Annotated in this window: 17 protein-coding genes; 7 read left to right on the forward strand and 10 right to left on the reverse strand. The window is 70.1% G+C overall.

Features of this window, described 5'->3' with window-relative positions; translation table 11 throughout:
- The first annotated feature begins 15 nt into the window (after positions 1-15).
- A complete protein-coding gene (locus tag DFR74_RS06945) occupies positions 16-435 on the forward strand; it encodes a pyridoxamine 5'-phosphate oxidase family protein (RefSeq protein ID WP_067501964.1) in 420 nt (139 codons plus the stop codon).
- Positions 436-438: 3 nt separating this feature from the next.
- Here DFR74_RS06945 and DFR74_RS06950 read toward each other — a convergent pair whose 3' ends face one another.
- From DFR74_RS06950 to DFR74_RS06970, 5 genes are all read right to left on the reverse strand, one after another.
- Complete coding sequence (locus tag DFR74_RS06950) at positions 439-873, reverse strand: CBS domain-containing protein (RefSeq protein WP_067501961.1); 435 nt, start codon at positions 871-873, stop codon at positions 439-441.
- Between the two features lie 83 nt (positions 874-956).
- Entirely contained in the window at positions 957-2,213 is a 1,257-nt protein-coding gene (locus tag DFR74_RS06955; protein ID WP_067501958.1) for a PucR family transcriptional regulator, read from the reverse strand.
- A 707-nt stretch (positions 2,214-2,920) separates the two neighbouring features.
- The gene (locus DFR74_RS06960; protein WP_067501956.1) at positions 2,921-3,100 is read right to left on the reverse strand and encodes a hypothetical protein; all 180 of its coding nucleotides are present in this window, start codon (positions 3,098-3,100) and stop codon (positions 2,921-2,923) included.
- Between the two features lie 988 nt (positions 3,101-4,088).
- Positions 4,089-4,319, reverse strand: a complete 231-nt coding sequence (locus tag DFR74_RS06965; protein ID WP_067501954.1) for a hypothetical protein — start codon at positions 4,317-4,319, stop codon at positions 4,089-4,091.
- 216 nt (positions 4,320-4,535) lie between these two features.
- Positions 4,536-5,333: an SAM-dependent methyltransferase gene (locus tag DFR74_RS06970; RefSeq protein ID WP_067501951.1), complete on the reverse strand. Its 798-nt coding sequence runs from the start codon at positions 5,331-5,333 to the stop codon at positions 4,536-4,538.
- Between the two features lie 364 nt (positions 5,334-5,697).
- Between DFR74_RS06970 and DFR74_RS06975 the strand changes: the two genes are divergently transcribed.
- A complete protein-coding gene (locus tag DFR74_RS06975) occupies positions 5,698-5,928 on the forward strand; it encodes a DUF397 domain-containing protein (RefSeq protein WP_067501948.1) in 231 nt (76 codons plus the stop codon).
- A gap of 89 nt (positions 5,929-6,017) precedes the next feature.
- Positions 6,018-6,911: a helix-turn-helix domain-containing protein gene (locus DFR74_RS06980; RefSeq protein ID WP_067501945.1), complete on the forward strand. Its 894-nt coding sequence runs from the start codon at positions 6,018-6,020 to the stop codon at positions 6,909-6,911.
- A 1,237-nt stretch (positions 6,912-8,148) separates the two neighbouring features.
- Here DFR74_RS06980 and DFR74_RS06985 read toward each other — a convergent pair.
- From DFR74_RS06985 to DFR74_RS06995, 3 genes are all read right to left on the reverse strand, one after another.
- Positions 8,149-8,451 (reverse strand): hypothetical protein, encoded by a 303-nt coding sequence (locus DFR74_RS06985; protein WP_113974995.1) that lies wholly within the window; start codon positions 8,449-8,451, stop codon positions 8,149-8,151.
- A 558-nt stretch (positions 8,452-9,009) separates the two neighbouring features.
- Positions 9,010-9,669 (reverse strand): NAD(P)H-binding protein, encoded by a 660-nt coding sequence (locus DFR74_RS06990; protein WP_067501942.1) that lies wholly within the window; start codon positions 9,667-9,669, stop codon positions 9,010-9,012.
- A gap of 57 nt (positions 9,670-9,726) precedes the next feature.
- A complete protein-coding gene (locus DFR74_RS06995; RefSeq protein ID WP_232331583.1) occupies positions 9,727-10,248 on the reverse strand; it encodes a DUF2599 domain-containing protein in 522 nt (173 codons plus the stop codon).
- 169 nt (positions 10,249-10,417) lie between these two features.
- On the opposite strand from DFR74_RS06995, the gene DFR74_RS07000 reads away from it, so the two are divergent.
- On the forward strand, positions 10,418-11,542 hold the full coding sequence (locus DFR74_RS07000) for a lipase family protein (RefSeq protein WP_067501936.1): 1,125 nt from the start codon (positions 10,418-10,420) through the stop codon (positions 11,540-11,542).
- On the opposite strand, the gene DFR74_RS07005 is transcribed toward DFR74_RS07000, so the two are convergent.
- The gene (locus DFR74_RS07005) at positions 11,539-11,781 is read right to left on the reverse strand and encodes a hypothetical protein (RefSeq protein WP_067501933.1); all 243 of its coding nucleotides are present in this window, start codon (positions 11,779-11,781) and stop codon (positions 11,539-11,541) included. The two genes, DFR74_RS07000 and DFR74_RS07005, sit on opposite strands and share 4 nt — an antisense overlap.
- A gap of 276 nt (positions 11,782-12,057) precedes the next feature.
- On the opposite strand from DFR74_RS07005, the gene DFR74_RS07010 reads away from it, so the two are divergent.
- Positions 12,058-13,272: a lipase family protein gene (locus tag DFR74_RS07010; RefSeq protein ID WP_067501930.1), complete on the forward strand. Its 1,215-nt coding sequence runs from the start codon at positions 12,058-12,060 to the stop codon at positions 13,270-13,272.
- A gap of 229 nt (positions 13,273-13,501) precedes the next feature.
- Entirely contained in the window at positions 13,502-14,923 is a 1,422-nt protein-coding gene (locus DFR74_RS07015) for a lipase family protein (RefSeq protein ID WP_067501927.1), read from the forward strand.
- 4 nt (positions 14,924-14,927) lie between these two features.
- Here the strand turns inward: DFR74_RS07015 and DFR74_RS07020 are convergent, their stop codons facing one another.
- A complete protein-coding gene (locus DFR74_RS07020; protein WP_147265753.1) occupies positions 14,928-16,181 on the reverse strand; it encodes a hypothetical protein in 1,254 nt (417 codons plus the stop codon).
- Between the two features lie 294 nt (positions 16,182-16,475).
- On the opposite strand from DFR74_RS07020, the gene DFR74_RS07025 reads away from it, so the two are divergent.
- Positions 16,476-17,333 (forward strand): helix-turn-helix domain-containing protein, encoded by an 858-nt coding sequence (locus tag DFR74_RS07025; RefSeq protein ID WP_067501921.1) that lies wholly within the window; start codon positions 16,476-16,478, stop codon positions 17,331-17,333.
- Positions 17,334-17,525: the final 192 nt, after the last annotated feature.

A 17,525-nucleotide genomic window follows, 5' to 3' on the forward strand; every position in this document is an offset into this window, starting at 1 on the left:
GGATACGCTGCCCGCATGCCATTGACCAAGGAAGAGAAACAGGAATTCCTCGCGCAGCCCCACGTCGCCGCGCTCGCGGTGGCCGCGGGGGCCGAGCGCGCCCCGCTGAACGTGCCCATCTGGTACGAGTACGAGCCCGATGCCGACGACGTCTGGGTGGTCACGCCCGAGGATTCGGTGAAGCTGCGCCACATCCGCGCGTCCGGCCGTTTCAGCCTGTTGGTGCAGCGCGTCGAACCCACCATCCGCTATGTCGGGGTGGAGGTCGAGGTCACCGGGATCACGCCGATGACCGTGGACGAGCACCGGGTGATGGCCGCGCGGTACCTGCCGCCCGAGGCGGTCGAGCCGTACTTGGTGCAGGCCGAGGGCTTCGGCCCGATGGTCACCGTGCACGCCCGCCCGCGGCGGTGGATCTCGGCCGATCTGGGCTGAGGATCAGTACCGGCCCTGCACGTAGTCGACGAGGTGCTGGCGTTCGGTGGCCAGTTCGGCGATGGCGCTCTTGACGACGTCGCCGATGCTGACGATGCCGACCAGCGCGCCCCCGTGCACCACGGGCAGGTGCCGGACGCGGTGTTCGGTCATGACGCGACGCAACCTGTCGACGTGGTCGTCGAGGTCGCAGGTGCGCACCTCGGCGGTCATGATCTCCGCGACCGGGGTGTCGAACAGCGCGGCGCCGTGCCGGTGCAGGCTGCGCACGACATCGCGCTCGGAGACGATCCCGGCGATCGTGGTGCCGTCCGGGGACACGACCACCGCGCCGATGTTGTGTTCGGCGAGCACGGCCAACAGGGCCCGCACCGTTGTCTCGGGCGCGACCGTGGCGACGTCGCTGCCCTTACTGCGCAAGATCTCCGCGATTCGCATACTTTTCACCATCCAGAACTCACGGGGTTCCAGGATCGCAAGTTCGCGGTCTCGTGACCAGCACGAATCCGCATCGGTCGGCGTTACAGGCGGCGTGCGACGGTCCGGTCCAGGTCCCGGGCCAGCAGCGCGATGGCCGCTTGGGATATGCCGGCGGAGGTGGCCAGGTCGATGCCGGTGAGCTGGGCGATGCGGCGCAACCGGTAGTCCACGGTGTTGGGGTGCACGTAGAGCTGACGGGCGGTGAGCTGGCGATTCATATCGTTGGCGAGGTAGGCGCGCATGGTGTCGAAGAGTTCGGTGTGCGCGTCCAGCGGGTCCAGCAGGGTCGCCAGGCGCCGGGTGGCGGGGCCGCCGCGGGTGAGCTGGTATTCGACCGCCAGGTCGGCCATCTCGTAGAGGCCGGGGGCGCGTCCGGCGACGCGGACCAGGTTGAGCAGTTCGTGGGCCTGGTCGGCGGATTCGGGGATGCGGTCGGTGTCGCCGGTGATCACGGTGGCGGTGAGCGGCACCTCGGCGGCGGTGGCGAGTTCGCCGAGCAGGTCCGGGGTGAGCGCGGGGACGCCCTCGGTGAGCGGCAGCAGCAGCGTGCCGCCCTTGGTGGAGAGCAGGGCGAGCGCGCGGGAGCGGAAGGTGGTGGCGAGCGCGGACTGGAGGCGGCGCAGTTTGCGCCGGGCCGCGACGTGCGTGTCCACCCGCGGGTCGCGCTCGTCGGCGTGCTCGGGGACGCTCAGCGCCACCACCTGGTAGGTGTCGGCGACCGGGATCCCCGCCTGCCGGGCCAGGGCGGAGCTGCCGCGCCCGCTGAGCAGCGCCGAGGCCAGCGTCTGCGCGGCGGTCTGGTGCTCGCGGGCCACCAGATGCTGCTCGTCCACGTACGCGTCGGACACCGCGGCGGTGATCACCTCGAGCAGTTCCAGCATCAGGTCGGTGGCCACGATGACCTCACCCACGTCGTCGGCCTTCGCACCGGCCGTGACCAGGCCGAACGCGATCCGCAGGCCCTCGTGGTAGGCGCGCAGGATGGTGCCGAGCGGCACGGCCTCGCGCGCCCACTGCGCGGCCGATTCGCGGACCTCGCCGAGCTGGTCGTCGTCGGGCACGGTGCGCCGGTCGAACATGTCCGCGGCCAGCGTGAGGCAGAACCGGGTCACCTTGGTGACGTCGCCGCGCAGCGCTTCGCCGGGCAGGGTGTGGCAGGGCGCGACGTAGGTCGCGAAGTAGCCGACCATGTGCGAGGCCACATGGTCGGTGTCCTGCAGCGGGACCGAGGCCGGCCGGCCGCCGATCTCGAGCGCCCCGTCGGAGGTGCCGGCCAGGTCCAGCCCGGTAAAGGTCATTCGTTGCGCTCCAGTGCCACCTCGGGCGTGATGGAACTGCGCCCGAATCGTTGCCTCACTATACGAAACAGTTATGAGTGCCGGAACTGTTCGGTGAGATCCATTGCAGCGCTCCGGCGTTGTGCGTGGTGACAAACCGAGCATCCGATCGGGCGACCTCCGCCAGCGCCCACGTCACGCCCGGGATACGGCTCGCTCGTGATCCGGCACATTCATCGCTTGCCCGCTTGACACTTCCTCATGGACAGTGGTGTGGGCCACTTCACCGCTCCGCCGGGGATCGCGCCGGCAGGTGGGTCGGCGCGATCCCCGGCGGGGCGGAAGTCCGCCTCGGCCGGGCGTCGACCGCCCGGCTCAGCGATATGGCACTCGGTGCCAGTGTGGTCCCTCCGCGTTCGCTCCGGGCTGCACGTTGGCGGTCCCTTCGGCTTCGCTCCGGGTACCCGCTTTGCGGAGGTGAGGTGGGCCCATTGGGTTGGCGTTCGGGGTGCGTTTGGGTGGTCTGTTCGGCCTTGTTGTGGGTTTCGCCTGGTGGAGGGGGTGGGTGCTCTGCTCGCCGGTGGGGTGGGGCTGGGCGCGGTGATTCGGTCCGATTGGTGGCGTGGGGGATTCGTGGTGGGTCGTTTGTTGCGTCGAGGTGCGGTGGAGCTTGGCGACGTGACGTGGGTGTCGGGAGTAGGTGGCGAGGGGTGGCCGGGGAGGGCGGTCTACGCGCTCATGCCCTCTTTGCCTGTGGCGGAGCGGATTTCGCGTTCGATGGCGAGGGCGGCGTAGTGCTGGCCGCAGGCGCGGAGTTGGGCGATGCGGTGCTGGACGGCCTCGGCGCCGTATACGGCGGCGATATCGGCGACGCCGAGACGGCGGGTGCGATGTGGCGGCTGATCCATGCGAACGACCTTCGGACAGGCGGCGCCGAGGCGTGGCACGGCGTCGTCGGCGCGGGCTCGGCGGGTAGAGGCTCCCCTTACTTCCGGGCCGATCCTATGCGGGTGTCCGGTACGGATGCAAGTGCATCTGTGCGAACATCGCTGTCCGGTAACGGGTTTGGCACTTGCCGGATCGTTGCCTGGCGAGTGGGTGTGCCCCGGCGGGTTGCCGTGCCCGGAATCGCAGCGCCGCAGCGGAATTCGAGGTCGCTGTTCGAGAAGCGGTCCGCGACCCGCGTGCAAGGGGCGCGTCGCACGATCGGGTGTGCATGCCGCGATCGCGCTCCCCAGATGCGCGGTGCATCCCGTGGAGACCAGGGGGAGGAGAGACGGCCGGTACACGTGGGGGTCGGCGTCGTGGGCGGAGTTCGCGAACCCGCGCTCTGGATATAAGGTCGTGCCGAGCTCTGCTCTGCGATGCCGCTCGGCGTGACGGATGCGTACGACTGTGTCACCCCGGGCCCGCACGACTGGACCATCCGACGCGGGTGCGATCGAACGTCCGGCGGTGCGCCGTACGCACGTCGGCGCCGATCCGCGCGATGCTCCCGCGGGCTGAATCCGGGGGTACGGGAATTACTGGAACCGGGCACGGATCAAATTGATACCTACCGCCCGGTTTTTGCGACGTCATTCAACACAAGCGTCCGTAATGTCCGGTGCGGACGCCAATTCGGCAGGTGTAGTCGAGGACGTGTTGAACGTTCATCCGGTGAAGCTGGTCCATATCCGGAGCGATCCGCCGAACGCCGACGGGATCGCCCGTTCACCTCGGGAACCGGTCAGGTGGGCGGGCGCGCGATCGAACGCGACCTGCGAGATGTCGGCGCATCCTGTGATCGCGCGCCCGAGTCGGCAGAGCGGGACTGTGGCGGCGCTCGAGATCAGCGGCCCGTCGACGTGGACATACCCGGTAAAGGCTTGTCCACCAGCACTTTTCGCCCGGAGACTACTCGTCGTCCAGGCCGGCGGACAGGTAGGCCGCAGCGGCCAGCCACTGCCGGCACTGGGGCCCGTGCACCTCGTGGGCGAAGAGGATCTCCCGCGCGCGGCGGTAGGTGAGGCCGCCCGGCTCCGCGCCGCAGTCGGCGGTGAATTCTCCCGCGGATCGAGCCCGCAGCGTCTCTACACCGAGGCCGCCCTGGGCGACCCGGTGGGGAGTTCGGAATGGTTGGCTCATTTCGACCGCCCCTCGCGTCCGACGATGGGGAGGTGAAGTGTGGTGACGCCGGCGAGAACTCCCTGCGCACCTCCCCGCGTTTCTGTGATCGAGTTTAGAGCCGCGTTCCTTACAGATGCAAGTACATCTGCACGAACGACCAACAGAAATACGAACGGCGGCCGCCTGCCCGAGGGCAAGTGGCCGCCGTTGCGCCCGTGGAATTCTCGTGACGTGTCAGGGTTTGCGCGCGACGCCGCCGTACGCCGAAATCGGGCGGACCTCGCCCACCTCGGTGGACGGCGCGCGCCATTGGGTGATGGAGGTGAAACCGGGCTCCACCAACTCCAGGCCCTCGAAGACGGCCTTGATGTCGGCCTGGGGGCGCGGAATGTAGGGGGTGCCGCCGGTGCCGGTGTAGTTCTCGCACAGCGTCACGTACGCCTGGCTGTCGTCGGTACCGTCCCACAGCACCAGGTAACTGCCCGAAGGCACGGCGTCCAGCACGGTTTTCACGATCCGCTTCATGTCGTCGTAGGTCTTGGCGTGGCCGAGCACGCCCATGAACATGACACCGATCGGTTCGTTGAAGTTCAAGACGTTCTGCGCGTCTTTGATGATCAGCTCGGGCTTGTGGTAGTCGGAATCGATGTAGGTGGTGACGCCCTCGGGGGTGGTGCTGGTGAGCAGCGCGCGGGCGTGGGTGAGCACCAGCGGGTCGTTGTCGACGTAGACGATCTTCGACTCGGGCGCCACGCTCTGGGCCACCTCGTGGGTGTTCTGCATGGTGGGCAGGCCGGTGCCGATGTCGAGGAACTGGCGAATGCCCTTCTCACCGGCGAGGAATCGGACGGCGCGGATGAGGAACTGGCGCGACTGGGTGGCCATCGCGGTGATGTCGGGGTCGACCTCGATGCCCGCGTCGCCCGCGATGCGATCGATCTCGTAGTAGTCCTTGCCGCCCATCCAGTAGTTCCAGATTCGTGCCGAATGTGGAATGTCGGTCCGGATCAGCGGGCTGTGGTCTTCGGACATTGCGTAAGACTCCTCAGGCGAGCGGGTGTGCGTGGCCGGACGTATCGGCCGGTGACCGCGTTTCGGGGCGCGCCGTGGGCGTCCGGCCCGGTGTCGCGAATGGCTGGTACATCCGATGTGCACTGTGACAGTACAAGATTCAAGTCGGTCCGGCGGGTCTGTTCGAGGACCTGAACACGGAGTTCACCGACGGGCCGGAATCACCGGTCACAAAGCCGACCGGTAGGTCCGAAACATCCGGTGCCACAGGGTGAACTTCGTGCTATCGTCCAGGCGTCGGTGCAAATGCAAGAACGTTTGAGCGTGCATCTGCAAGCGCCGACTCGAATGGATCCCTCACACTGGCTCAACCGAGGAGTGGGAAATGGTGAACTCGGAAACAACCCTGCCCAGGATCACCGGCGCGTGGCGCAAGAGTTCGTTCAGCGGCCCCAGTGGCGGCAATTGCGTCGAGATGGCCGAAGCGAGCGGCGGACTGGTCGCGGTGCGCAACTCGCGCTTTCCGGACGGCGCCGTCGTCTTCTACACCCGGCCCGAGATCGATGCGTTCGTGCGCGGCGCGAAAGCCGGAGAGTTCGACGATTTGACTAGCTGAAAGGTAACATTGCGGTCGGTGCGGTGTGTCTCGGGCGGACGTCTTTGTGACACACTGGTGGGCAACCTCGAGTATCGGAGACGAACTCCATGATCGCAGAACCCAACGACGACGGCTTCGTGCAATCGGCTGTCGTGGAACGTGGTCCGACTGTCCTCCGGATCGCCCTCGGCGGTCAGCTACGGAAACTTCGTGAGAGTCGCAACATCACCCGCGAGGCCGCGGGTGATGCCATCCGCGGCTCGCACGCGAAGATCAGTCGGCTGGAGTTGGGCCGCACCGGATTCAAGGAACGCGACATCCGGGATCTGTTGACGCTCTACGGCGTCAACGATCCCGCCGAGCGCGAACAGTTCCTGGATCTGGCCAGGCAGGCCAACGAGCCCGGCTGGTGGCACCGCTACAGTGATCTGCTGCCCTCGTGGTTCAGCACCTACCTCGGCCTGGAGCAGGCCGCGATCAAGATCCGTACGTACGAGGCACATCTCGTGCCCGGTCTGTTGCAGACGCCGGATTACGCGCGGGCCGTGCTCACCCTCGGCAGCGACGACGCCGATACCGAGCGCCGCGTCGACGTGCGCAGGCTGCGCCAGGAGATCCTGTTCCGCGCCGACCCGCCGGTCGTGTGGGCGGTCATCGACGAGGCGGCGCTGCACCGGCCCGTCGGCGGCCCCGACGTGCACCGCGAGCAGATGGAACACCTCATCGAACTCGCCGGACTGCCGAACGTCACCATCCAGGTGCTGCCGTTCTCGGCGGGCGAGCACGCCGCCGCGGGCAGCTCGTTCAGCATCCTGCGCTTCTCCGAGGCGGAACTGCCCGACGTCGTCTACCTCGAACATCTCACCAGCGCACTGTATCTGGACCGCAGGCAGGACCTCGCGCAGTACCGCTCGGTGATGGACCGCCTGAGCGTGCAGGCGCTGCCGCCCGGCGACTCGATCGAGAAGCTGCGCGAGTACGCCCGAGGGCGCGACTCCTAGGCCACCAGACCGAATCCGGGCCGGTACCTGACGGTGCCGGCCCGATTGCTGTGCGTCCGCCGGGCAGTTGCTCGATGATGCCCACGGCGCGGGGAATGCGGCGATAGTGCGGCCGATACGTGGAAGCTGTTGCGCGCCGGTCGAGTTCACATGTCACGAACCATACGGTCGTTTTCGATGGGGAAGTGCGCTGTGCTCCGGGTTGCCGGACCGGGCGTACGTCGTCGGCGGTCGCGCCGAACGTGGCCGCCACGGACAACAGCGCTCTGCGACGCCGATCCCTCACGTGTTGACCGACTTGTCGCAACGGCCGGGTGTTGCGGGCGAGGCCGCGTCGACCTCCTCGCGGTTCGGGGGAGTGCCAAGTGTTACGAATATCGGCCACCGGTGCGTCAAGCGCTGTAGACACCAGCTTCCAGGTGTTTCGCGCCGAGAATTCGACGCGGTCCGGCGCCGAATCTCGGTGGCGCCTGTCGCCTCTCGCCGTGCGGGCGGCGCTGTGCTTGCCTCGCTACAGGGCCTGCGCAGAGTGCTGGGCGTTCGGCGGAGCGATGACGCCTCGGCCGAGCGACGCCGAGCGGGTGCGGGAGGCAGTGCTGGGTGGGGTGGCCGGACGCGGTCTCGGAGCACGCGAGACCGTGCCCGTCGGGCCGCAAGCCGTATGGAGGCAGCGGGCCGGAAGAGTGCCCCGGCTTGGACCTGCTCACCGAGTCCGCGGTGTGGGGCCGGCGGCGGAGTCGACGCCGCGCGCGACCGTCCGCGGACGTGGGCCGCTGTGCGGCCGGCGGGGGAGTGCGATGGCCGCCGGGCGAAGCTCGGCCGTGGCGCTCGGCTGATTGATGATGGCCGATTGATGACGGCTGATTCGTGATGTCGCCCCACCGGCCGGCCTGGGCGGTCGCCGTTCATCGCCACGTCGGCCGTCCCGCGCGATCCGGTCTTCAGTGCCCATCCTGAAAACCATGATGCGTCAAGAAGATTGGCGCGCAATCGCACCCGGACGGACGACCTCGCCCGTCGGCGGCCGTGCGCTCGGGCGCGTAAAGCTGGTGCGCCCGAGCGGGCGGCGGGCGGAACGTGAAGCGATATGAGAGGCGGGACGCAGGCGGTCGCGCGGTGTGTGGCGCCTGTTCGGTCCCGTGCGGACCGTGGTGGTGTCCGGAAGGGGCGGGTGTTCACAGACGAAAACCCTTGACGCGCGGCGTTGTTCGTCCGCGGCGTCGTGTGGTGCGTCCGGTTACTGCCTGATGCAGCTGGACGCGATGCGCCAGAAGGTCTCCGGCTGCAAGGTATTCAGGTCCCAGTCGTCGGCCATGGCGTGCGCCGTGGAGACGATCCGGTCGATGTCGAAGTCGTTGCGCGTGGCCGCGCCGGTCGATTCGACGGCATCGATGACGAACGCGACGGCGGTCTCCCGCGAGCACGCGTGCGTCTGGGGCCCGCTGCGGGCCGGTGGCGGACTCACGGTTCCACCGGTGTGTGACAGGTCGAACGGCGCGGGGTCGGCATATCCGATCCGGCCGTCGAGTGATCGATCCATAAGAACACCCCTGACTTTCGGGGTGGCAGCAAATTGCTGGCGACTTTTGTCTTGGTTTGCCGGTGCGGCCACCCTCGGTTGTCCCCTATATAGCTGTGCGGAACTGAGTTTAGGTCCGTGCACCTTTCAGATGCAAGCACATCTGCACGATCTATTCCGTTCGGCTGAAAGGATTTTCGCGCGCCGACGCACCAGGGCCGAAGTCCCGACCGGACGGTCCGGCATCGGGAGGTGCGGCACGCCGGATATAGTGCGTGCCCGCGCCCTGCCAGGCGCGATGCGCGCCCAGGTGGCGTGATGTCGGCCCACGTCACGGCGTCGGCGCGCACGGCGGTTCGGTACGGCGGTCCGAGAACAGTTCGCGGCGCGCGCGGCGCGAGTGCACCCGACGGGGTTGATCGGATTCGCGGCGCGCCCGATTGGCGAACCGACTTCACGCGCGCCGCGCGCCATTTCGCGGACTTTGTTTCCGAATCGTTGCCGAAAGTTCGTGGGTGTCGCGGTGCGGCGGCTCCGCGACCTCGGAATCCGCTGCGCCCCACGGATTTCAGCAATCCTCTAGTTACCGATGGCGGCCACGGCGTCGGCGACGGGTGTCGCGCCCGCGACGAGCTCGAGGGTGGTGCGGGTGGTCCCCGGCGCCGTCAGCACCGCCGCGAGCACGGCCGCCACATCCGCGCGCGGTACGTCCGCGCGCCCGGCGCGCTCGGTGGTGAGCGTGACCAGGCCGGTGCCCGGTGTATCGACGAGCCGGCCCGGACGCAGAATCGTCCAGTCCAGATCCCGCGCCCGAAGGTCCTCCTCCGCTTGGGTTTTCGCGTCCAGATAGGCGATCCACACCTCGTCGGAGCCGGGCGCGGGCGGCAGGCCCGTGCCCATGGCGGAGATCTGCACGAACCGGCGCACCCCGGCGCTCTCGGCGGCTTCGGCGAGCGCGACCGAACCTCCTTTGTCCACCGTGTATTTGCGCTCCACGCCGCTGCCCGGACCGGCGCCGGCAGCGAACACGGCGGCGTCGGCGCCCCGCAGCGCGGCCGCCACCTCGCTGGGCTCGGCATGTTCCAGATCGAGCAGTACCGGCCGGGCGCCGGTGGCTTCGACGTCGGGCGCGTGCGCGGGATTGCGGATGAGGCTGTCCACGGAATGGCCCGCGGCGGTGAGCAGCGGGGCGAGCAACAGGGCGATCTTGCCGTGTCCACCGGCGGTCACGACGTGCATGGGGAGCGTCCTTTCCGAAACGGTCGGTGTGAACGGGAGGGGCCGCGCCCCGGGCGGTCAGCGTTCGGGGCCGCCGGGATTGCACGCGGCCTGGACGGTGGCGGCATAGCCCACATCGGGCCGCCACGGTTCCAGATTCCAGCTGGGCTTGTTCGGCTGGGCCAGGCGCGCCCAGTCCCAGTGGCAGATGAACTGATCGCGCATGCCCGGCGTCGAGGCCCGCGGCGAGAGCACGAGCACTTCCTGCCAGGCGCGCTCGTCCGAGCCGGGGTAGGTGGTCCGGCGCCCGGCCTGGGACGGATAGACCATCAGGCGCGCTCCGTCGACACCGTCGGTCCATTCGACGCCCTCGATGAGGGGCACGCCCGCGTACGGGTCGACGGTGGGCTGCGCGGCCACGGGCGTGGCGGACTCGGTCGGCGCTGTCGCCGTCGGCGCGGTGGTCGTGGTGACGGTCGTACTCGGTGCGGCCGCGTTCTCGTCACCAGTTCCGCACCCGGCCACGCCGGCCAGGATCAGCGCACCCCCCAGCGCCGCGGCCATCCGTGCCGTGCGCTCACTCCGAACCAGCCGGCTCACTCCCGATCCTCCCTGTCGTCGTCCGGCCACTGCCCGGCCGAATGGGTCCGAGCGTAGTCGTGCCGGGCGTCGCGACACCGTCGGCGCAGGTCGGTGCGCCGGCCGCGACACGGCGGGACACCGATTGTGGTGGCTTGCCGAATCGGACACCGGGGGCAATCATCGGTCGATGACGCGGACACGGATCGCGGCGGGTGCGCTGGGGGCGGTGGCCGCGGTGCTGATCGGCGCCGGGCCGGTGACGGCGAACCCCGGGGGTGGTGCGCCGGGAGCAGTGACGTGGTCCGCGCCGGTACCGAGCGTGGTCGCGGTCGAGGAGGCGAGCCTCGGCCTGTCCATGACGTACTGGTCGCGAGGTCCGCGCGGGCCGATGCAGAGCGGCGGAGCCATCTACGTGCCACCGGGGACCCCGCCGCCCGGCGGCTGGCCGGTGGTCGCCTACGCGCACGGCACCGTCGGCATCGCCGATCACTGCACGTTCACCAAGGAACCCCGGCTCTTCTATCTCGACACGCTGTATCCCACGCTGCTGCGGGCGGGATACGCCGTGGTGCTGTCCGATTACGTCGGCCTGGGCACACCGGGCACACATCCCTACCTGGACGGCCCCTCGCAGGCGCGCAGCATGATCGACGCGGTGCGAGCCGCCCGTACGCTGGTGCCGGAGCTGAGCGCCGACTGGGCTGTCGTCGGCCAGTCCCAGGGCGGGCAGACCGCGCTGTTCACCGCCCACCTCGCGCCCGCCGACGCCCCCGAGCTGCGATTGCACGGCGCGGTGGCGACCGGTCCGCCGTCGAATCTGGAACTGGTCGCGCCGCTGCTGGGCCCCTGGGTGCCGGAGCTGCCGCTGCGCATGACGACGGCGTACTTCGCGATGATCATGGCCGGATTGCGCGCGACCGCGCCGGAACTGGACCTGGACCGCTTCCTGACGGCGGAGGGGCAGCGGGTGCTGAGCATCGTGGAGAACGACTGCGTCTTCGAGGCCGACGAGCAGGTGCGTGACGTGTCCATCGGATCGATGCTCGCGGCCCCGCTCGATGATCCGGCACTGCTGGCGGTGGTCGACTCGATGATGCGCGTGCCGGTCGCCGGCTACACGGTGCCGCTCTACCTCGGCCAAGGCGTCACCGACCGCGACGTGCCCATCCCGCTCACCGCGAAACTGGTGACCGAACTGTTCGCGCACGGCACGGACGTGGAGGTCGAGCTGTTCCGGGGCGATCACCTGGCCACCGCGCGCGACTCCCTTCCGGCGACGGTGGCCTTCCTGGACCGGGTCTTCGGCCGTTAACCCCAGAGCGAGCGGCAGGGGAGCCGGGGCAGCTCCGGACGGACCTTGCCGTCGATGGTGACGGTGAGCCCGGCGCCGAGGGCGGCGGTGGTGAACGCCCACGCCTCGGCGCTGGTGGCCGCGTACTCCAGGACCAGGGTGTCGTCGGCGGTGGGACCTTCGAAGTAGACGGTGACGCGTCGATCCGGGGTCTCGGGTACAGCCGCGCGATAGGTGCCCGTGGCCGTCGTGCCGTTCATGTCACCGTCTCCTTCCCATCGCCGCCACGCTGCGTCGACGGGAATCACGCTAAGCGCCCGACCATGGAGTAGTACATGGTGCACCCGGCCTGCTGGACAAGTCACAGGGCGGCTGGGCCGGCGTTGGAGATTCGTCAGAAGGGTGACCCGGGCGCGGCACAGCGTGTCGCGGTCGCGCTTGTGAGTTGTCCACATAAGCTCCGGTGGTTCTGCCGTCTTCGTCGCTCCACCTCCAGGATGAACTCCATTGCTGGACCCGAGGGGAGGCATACGTCCATGAGTCAGGCCCTACGCTCGATACGCACGGCCGCGGCGCTGGCGTTCGGCGCGCTGATGCTGGTCGCGGTGGCCGGAGCGGGACATTCCGCGCCGCTGTACCCGGCGCCTGATCCGGACCCGTTCTTCGCGACGCCGCCGGATCTGGCGGACAAGCGACCCGGGGAGGTGCTCGCGGTGCGCCCGATGCCGCCGCTGCCGATCTTCCCGGACACCACGGTGCGGGTGGTCCGATTCCGTTCGACGAACTCCGAGGGCAAGCCCATCGCGGCCACCACCACGCTGCTCACGCCGGGCGCGCACCGCGAGAACGGCCCGCTGCTGTCGTTCCAGCACATCATCAACGGCCTGGGCGCGGATTGCTCGGTTTCGCGCGTGCTCTACACCGGCGATCCCAACCTGGTCGTGCGCGAGGCGCCAGCCTGGAACGTGCTGTTGCAGCGCGGCTGGACCGTCGCGCTGCCCGATCACCTCGGCCCCAATTTCGCTTACGGCGCAGCGAAATTGGGCGGGCAGATCACCCTGGACGGCATCCGCGCCGTCAAGCAGTTGCCGGAGCTGCGGGTGCAGTCGAGCCCGGTCGCGATGACCGGATACTCCGGCGGCGGTATGGCGACGGCCTGGGCGGCGGCGCTGGCGCCCACGTACGCGCCGGACCTCGAGATCGCGGGCGCGGCGATGGGCGGCGTCCCGATGAACCTGGTGAAAATGCTGGAAGGTCTCGGTCTGGGCTCGCACCCGGTGTTCGGGCTCGCCATGGCGGCGGGTTTCGGCCTGGAGCGGGAGTATCCCGAGCGTTTCCCGCTCAGCGAGCAGCTCAACGACCGGGGCTTGGCCGCCCGCGCCGCCATGGCCAACAGCTGCACCAACGACATCATCGCCACCGGCGCGGGCCGGGGCGCGATGGACTTCGCCAAGACCACCTCCATGATCGACGACCCGCGGGCCAGGGCCGTGGTGGAGGAGAACAGCCTCGAGCTCTACGACGGCGTCCCGAAAACCCCTGTCTTCGAATGGCATTCGCCCATCGACGGTCTGGTGCCGGTGGACGCGATCGTCAACACGAACCGGCGCTGGTGCGAGGCCGGGGTGCGGGTGCAGTCCGAGGAGATCCCGGTGCCCGACCACCTCACCGCGGCGGTGCTGGGCATCCCGGCCGCGCTGGGCTGGCTGGAGGCCCGCTTCCGGGGGGAGCCCGCGCCGAGCAACTGCTGAGGCGGTTCCCCGCGCCGACCGGGCCGAATCCACCGTGCGCCAGGTGGATTCGCCCGGTTGTTGCGATTCGGCGTCATGACGCGCACAACTCGGGCACGAGCCGGTGTCCGGGCGGTCGCCGGGGCCTACCCTGAATCCCTGGCCCTCGGCGCGACAGGGGGCGATCGGGGGTCCGCGGCCGCATCTCCCTGGGCCAGGCGAACAGCCCACGCATCCGAAGGTGTGTGCCATGAGATGCTTGCCCGCCCTCGTCACGACGGTCCTGCTGGCGCTTCCGGTCCTGGCCGGAAGCGCCGCCGCGCAACCGCCGCCGCCACCGGTCATCCCCGGAATCCCCGATCTGTCGGGGCTGCCGCCGCTGCCCGACGCGTCGGGTTCGCTGCTACCGGGCTTGCAGGAGTGGATCGACCGGGTGATCCCACCGCCCCTCGTCGCGCCCCCGCCGGTGCCCGACGTGGCGGCCCCCGAGCACGCGGTGCTCTCGCCGACGGCGACCGCTCTGCACGCGGCCGTACTGCCCGCCCCGGTCGGCGACCCGATCTTCGACGCCTGGCCCGCACACCTGGCCGACCTCGCCCCGGGGGAGATCATCGAGGTCAGGGACGTGACGCCGACGGCGGCCATGATGGTGCTGATGCCGTTCGAGCGGGCGCTGCTGACCAAATACCGCACCGCCGACGCGTACGGCCGCCCGTCGTTCGCGACCGCCACGCTCGTGGTGCCCGCGACCCCGTGGCCGGGGCCGGAGGGCAGGCCGGTGCTGGTGAACAACCTCCCCATCAACGCGTTGGGGCGCGAGTGCGCACCCGGCTACAGCATGGCCCACGGGTGGACCAGCAACACCGGCATCACCGACTTCCTCCCGCCCACAACACAATTGGCGCTGCTGCGCGGCTACGCCGTGCTGATTCCCGACCACGAGGGCCCGCGCATGGCCTACGCCGAACCGTATGTCGCGGGACACGCTGTGCTGGACGGCATTCGGGCGGTGCGCGCGCTGCTGCCCGCCGAATTCGGCACGAGCCGTTTCGCGCTCACCGGGTACTCCGGCGGCGCGATCGCGACGCACGGCGCCGTGAAGCTGCTCGCCGGGTACGCCCCGGAACTCACCGGTGTGGTGGCGGGCGCGGCGCTCGGAGGTGTCCCGGCCGACTACGAGATCCTGGCCCGCAGCATGAACGGGAATCTGGCCTCGGCGGTGTTCATGGGGGCGGTGTTCGGCATCGGCCGCGAACGCCCGGGGATCGTGGAGCGGATGAACAACCTGGCCGGGTGGATCGCCACCTCGCCGGTGAAGGACACCTGCTCGAGCACCTTCGGCGCGGTCGGAATCCTGTTGCTGCCCATCGACATCGCCGCGAACTTCCCCGATCCGCTGCGCTCGGAGTTCGCCGAGGAGATCTACCGCGTGACGCGCATGGAGAACATGGCCTCGGCGGTGCCGCTCTACATCTACAACGGGGAACAGGAGTGGTGGATCCCGGCCGAGGGCGCGCGCAACCTGTACCACGAGCAGTGCAGGCTCGGCGTCACGGCCGTGTATCGCGGTGTGCCCGGCGAACACCTGATCGGCGCGGTGGTGGGCTATCCCGAGGCGGTCGGGTGGCTGGACGAACGCCTGCGCGGGATTCCCGCCGTGAGCGAGTGCTGAACGCTCACTTGCCTTGCAGCCACAGCTGTTTCATGCGCCAGTGGTTGTCCCACCAGGCCGACACCACGGCCGGGTCGGCGTCCGGCGGCGGTGGCGGCGACTCGCCGGGGAACAGCCCGTCGGGGCCCGGCGCGCCGACGGAGGTGGTGGTGGGCAACGGCGGTTCGGTGGGCGTGGCGGGGTCGGTCGTGACGGATGGGGGAGCCTCGGGCAGGACGGATGCATCGGCGGCGGACGTGGGGGCCGGTGTGGCGACCGGAACGGAGGGGGCCCGGGTGGGCGCGGCGACCACGGGCCGCGGGGCGACCGGCGGCGGCGCGGGCGCGGCGGCGTCGTGGGTGGCCTCGATGCGGATCGGCACGGGGGCGGGCGGTGCGGCGTGCGCGTCGGCGGGCTGCGTCGCGGGGTCGGCCGGTCCGGGCGCGGCCGCCTCGCTGACGGTCACCGGACGCGTCCACACGGCGTCGTCGGTGAGGTGGGCGACCGTGGGCCCGGCCAGCCCGAGCAGCGTGGCCAGCGCGATGCCGACCGGCAGCAGTCCGGCGGCGCGGCGGGTGTCGTCGTCGAGCAGGACGGTCGCCGGCTCGTCCTCGGGGAGTTGTCCGGCGGCGATCACCGCCGCGCCGAGGGCGGCGGGGTCGGGCGGACCGTCGAGCGTGACGGTCTCGGCATCGAACGCGCGCGCCACCTGCTCGCGCAGTGCGGGTCGGAGCCGCTTCGTGCCGAACAGCGCGATGCCGTCGATCCGCAGCCCGTGGGTGATGAGCGCGGGATGCACGTGGTCGAACGCCTCGGCGGCCGCGTCGTCGCCGCGCTTCCACGCCCCGGCGGCGAGCACGCGTTCCCGGGACGGCCCGGTGACGAGATAGGTGAGTTCGCGTTCGGAGACCTCGAGCCCGAGCAGGGTGCCGAAACGGTCCAGTTCGCGGTGTTCGCGCACGAAGGCCAGCAGCGCCGCTCGCACCGAGACCAGCGACGTGGTGCGCCAGCGCCCGGCGCCCAGGTGCGTGACGAGTTCGCGGCGCTCCCCGGGCGTGCGGTAGGTGACGGCGATGTTCTCGATCAGCGAGAGCGTCCGGTCGGCGAGGTCGCCGAGCACGGCGGTCACCGCCGCGGCGGGGCCGGCCCGGTCGACCTCGCGGTCGATCTGCTCGGGTGGCCCGCCGGAGGGGCCGCCGGAGGGGCCGTCCGACCGGGGGTTCGGCAGCAGTACCACGCGGACCACCGAGATATCGGTCGAGACACCCACCGTCGCCATACGATCACCCTCTTGCCACACGCGACTCGGTAGGGATTCGTCGCCGACCCGCGCGGCGATCGGTCCCGGGCCGAGATTGGTGCGGGAGTGGTGACCGGGGACGAGCGGAAACCGACCGGTCCCACCGGTACGGATCACAACAGCTCTGGCGCGAAACGGGATCGAAGTCCCTGGAGTGTCGCGGCGAATTCGTGGCAGACTCGGTGGATGCCGACATCGGGAGCGCGACCCTCGCCGGAAAGCGCCTCGGCCGGAAGACATTCCGTCGCCGAGGGCGGCCCGACCGTCCTGCGCATGCTGCTCGGCGGCCGCCTGCGGCGGTTGCGCGAGGCCGCGGGGGTCACCCGCGAGGCGGCGGGCGAGCACATCCGCGGCTCGCACTCCAAGATCAGCAGGCTCGAACTCGGCCGCACCGGCTTCCGGGAGCGCGATCTGGTCGACCTGCTCACGCTGTACGGCGTCACCGACGAGACCGAGCGCGCGGAGTTCCTGGAACTGGCCAGGCAGGCCAACACCTCGGGCTGGTGGCACCACGACAGCGACTGGCTGCCGAAGTGGTTCGACACCTATCTGGGCCTGGAACAGGCCGCCCGGCTGATCCGCTGCTACGAACCCAGGGCCGTCCCCGAACTGCTCCAGACCGCCGACTACGCGCGCGCCCTGCTGATGCTCGCGCACCCGAACGAGTCCGTCGACGCCATCGAACGGCGGGTCGCGCTGCGCATGGGCAGGCAGCACATTCTCACCAGGGCCAAGCCGCCGCAGGTGTGGCTGATCGTGGAGGAGGCGGCGCTGCGCAGGCGGATCGGCGGGTCGGCCGTCTGGCGCGAGCAGATCGAGCGGGTGGTGCAGGCGGCCGACCAGCCCAACATCACCCTGCAGGTGCTGCCCGATCACGTGGGCGGCCCGGCGCTGGCCGACGGCGGGTTCACCATGCTGCGGTTCACCGAGTCCGACCTGCCCGACATCGTCTACCTCCAGCAGCTCACCGGCGCGCTGTACCTGGACAAGCAGTCGGATCTGGCCGCCTACCGCGCGGTGGTCAACACGCTGTCGGTGCACGCCACCCCGCCGCAGTACACGCGCGGGTTCCTGGAATCGCTGCGCGACCATCAGCCGCGCACGGTGGACGAGCCGTCCGGCCCCGAATGAGGCCGGCCCGCCCCGGCCCGCGGCGACGGTGATTGGGAGCATGCCGCGCGAGCCGGGACGGACCGTGTGCGGCCCCGGCCATAGTCTCGTGCCGGGCCCTGCGGGTGACCCGCGCCGAGGCCGTCGCTGGCGAGCATAGGCGCGCCGAGCGGGCCCTGACAGAGGTCCGGGCCGGGACTGGAAGACCTCCAG

The sequence above is a fragment of the Nocardia puris genome (genome assembly GCF_003315035.1).
Lineage (GTDB): Bacteria > Actinomycetota > Actinomycetes > Mycobacteriales > Mycobacteriaceae > Nocardia > Nocardia puris.

Bases quoted from the DNA above. Each gene is read 5' to 3' on its own strand.
- DFR74_RS06945 (WP_067501964.1), top strand. From the start codon at position 16: ATGCCATTGACCAAGGAAGAGAAACAGGAATTCCTCGCGCAGCCCCAC.
- DFR74_RS06950 (WP_067501961.1), bottom strand. From the start codon at position 873: ATGCGAATCGCGGAGATCTTGCGCAGTAAGGGCAGCGACGTCGCCACG.
- DFR74_RS06955 (WP_067501958.1), bottom strand. From the start codon at position 2,213: ATGACCTTTACCGGGCTGGACCTGGCCGGCACCTCCGACGGGGCGCTC.
- DFR74_RS06960 (WP_067501956.1), bottom strand. From the start codon at position 3,100: ATGGATCAGCCGCCACATCGCACCCGCCGTCTCGGCGTCGCCGATATC.
- DFR74_RS06965 (WP_067501954.1), bottom strand. From the start codon at position 4,319: ATGAGCCAACCATTCCGAACTCCCCACCGGGTCGCCCAGGGCGGCCTC.
- DFR74_RS06970 (WP_067501951.1), bottom strand. From the start codon at position 5,333: ATGTCCGAAGACCACAGCCCGCTGATCCGGACCGACATTCCACATTCG.
- DFR74_RS06975 (WP_067501948.1), top strand. From the start codon at position 5,698: ATGGTGAACTCGGAAACAACCCTGCCCAGGATCACCGGCGCGTGGCGC.
- DFR74_RS06980 (WP_067501945.1), top strand. From the start codon at position 6,018: ATGATCGCAGAACCCAACGACGACGGCTTCGTGCAATCGGCTGTCGTG.
- DFR74_RS06985 (WP_113974995.1), bottom strand. From the start codon at position 8,451: ATGGATCGATCACTCGACGGCCGGATCGGATATGCCGACCCCGCGCCG.
- DFR74_RS06990 (WP_067501942.1), bottom strand. From the start codon at position 9,669: ATGCACGTCGTGACCGCCGGTGGACACGGCAAGATCGCCCTGTTGCTC.
- DFR74_RS07000 (WP_067501936.1), top strand. From the start codon at position 10,418: ATGACGCGGACACGGATCGCGGCGGGTGCGCTGGGGGCGGTGGCCGCG.
- DFR74_RS07005 (WP_067501933.1), bottom strand. From the start codon at position 11,781: ATGAACGGCACGACGGCCACGGGCACCTATCGCGCGGCTGTACCCGAG.
- DFR74_RS07010 (WP_067501930.1), top strand. From the start codon at position 12,058: ATGAGTCAGGCCCTACGCTCGATACGCACGGCCGCGGCGCTGGCGTTC.
- DFR74_RS07015 (WP_067501927.1), top strand. From the start codon at position 13,502: ATGAGATGCTTGCCCGCCCTCGTCACGACGGTCCTGCTGGCGCTTCCG.
- DFR74_RS07020 (WP_147265753.1), bottom strand. From the start codon at position 16,181: ATGGCGACGGTGGGTGTCTCGACCGATATCTCGGTGGTCCGCGTGGTA.
- DFR74_RS07025 (WP_067501921.1), top strand. From the start codon at position 16,476: ATGCTGCTCGGCGGCCGCCTGCGGCGGTTGCGCGAGGCCGCGGGGGTC.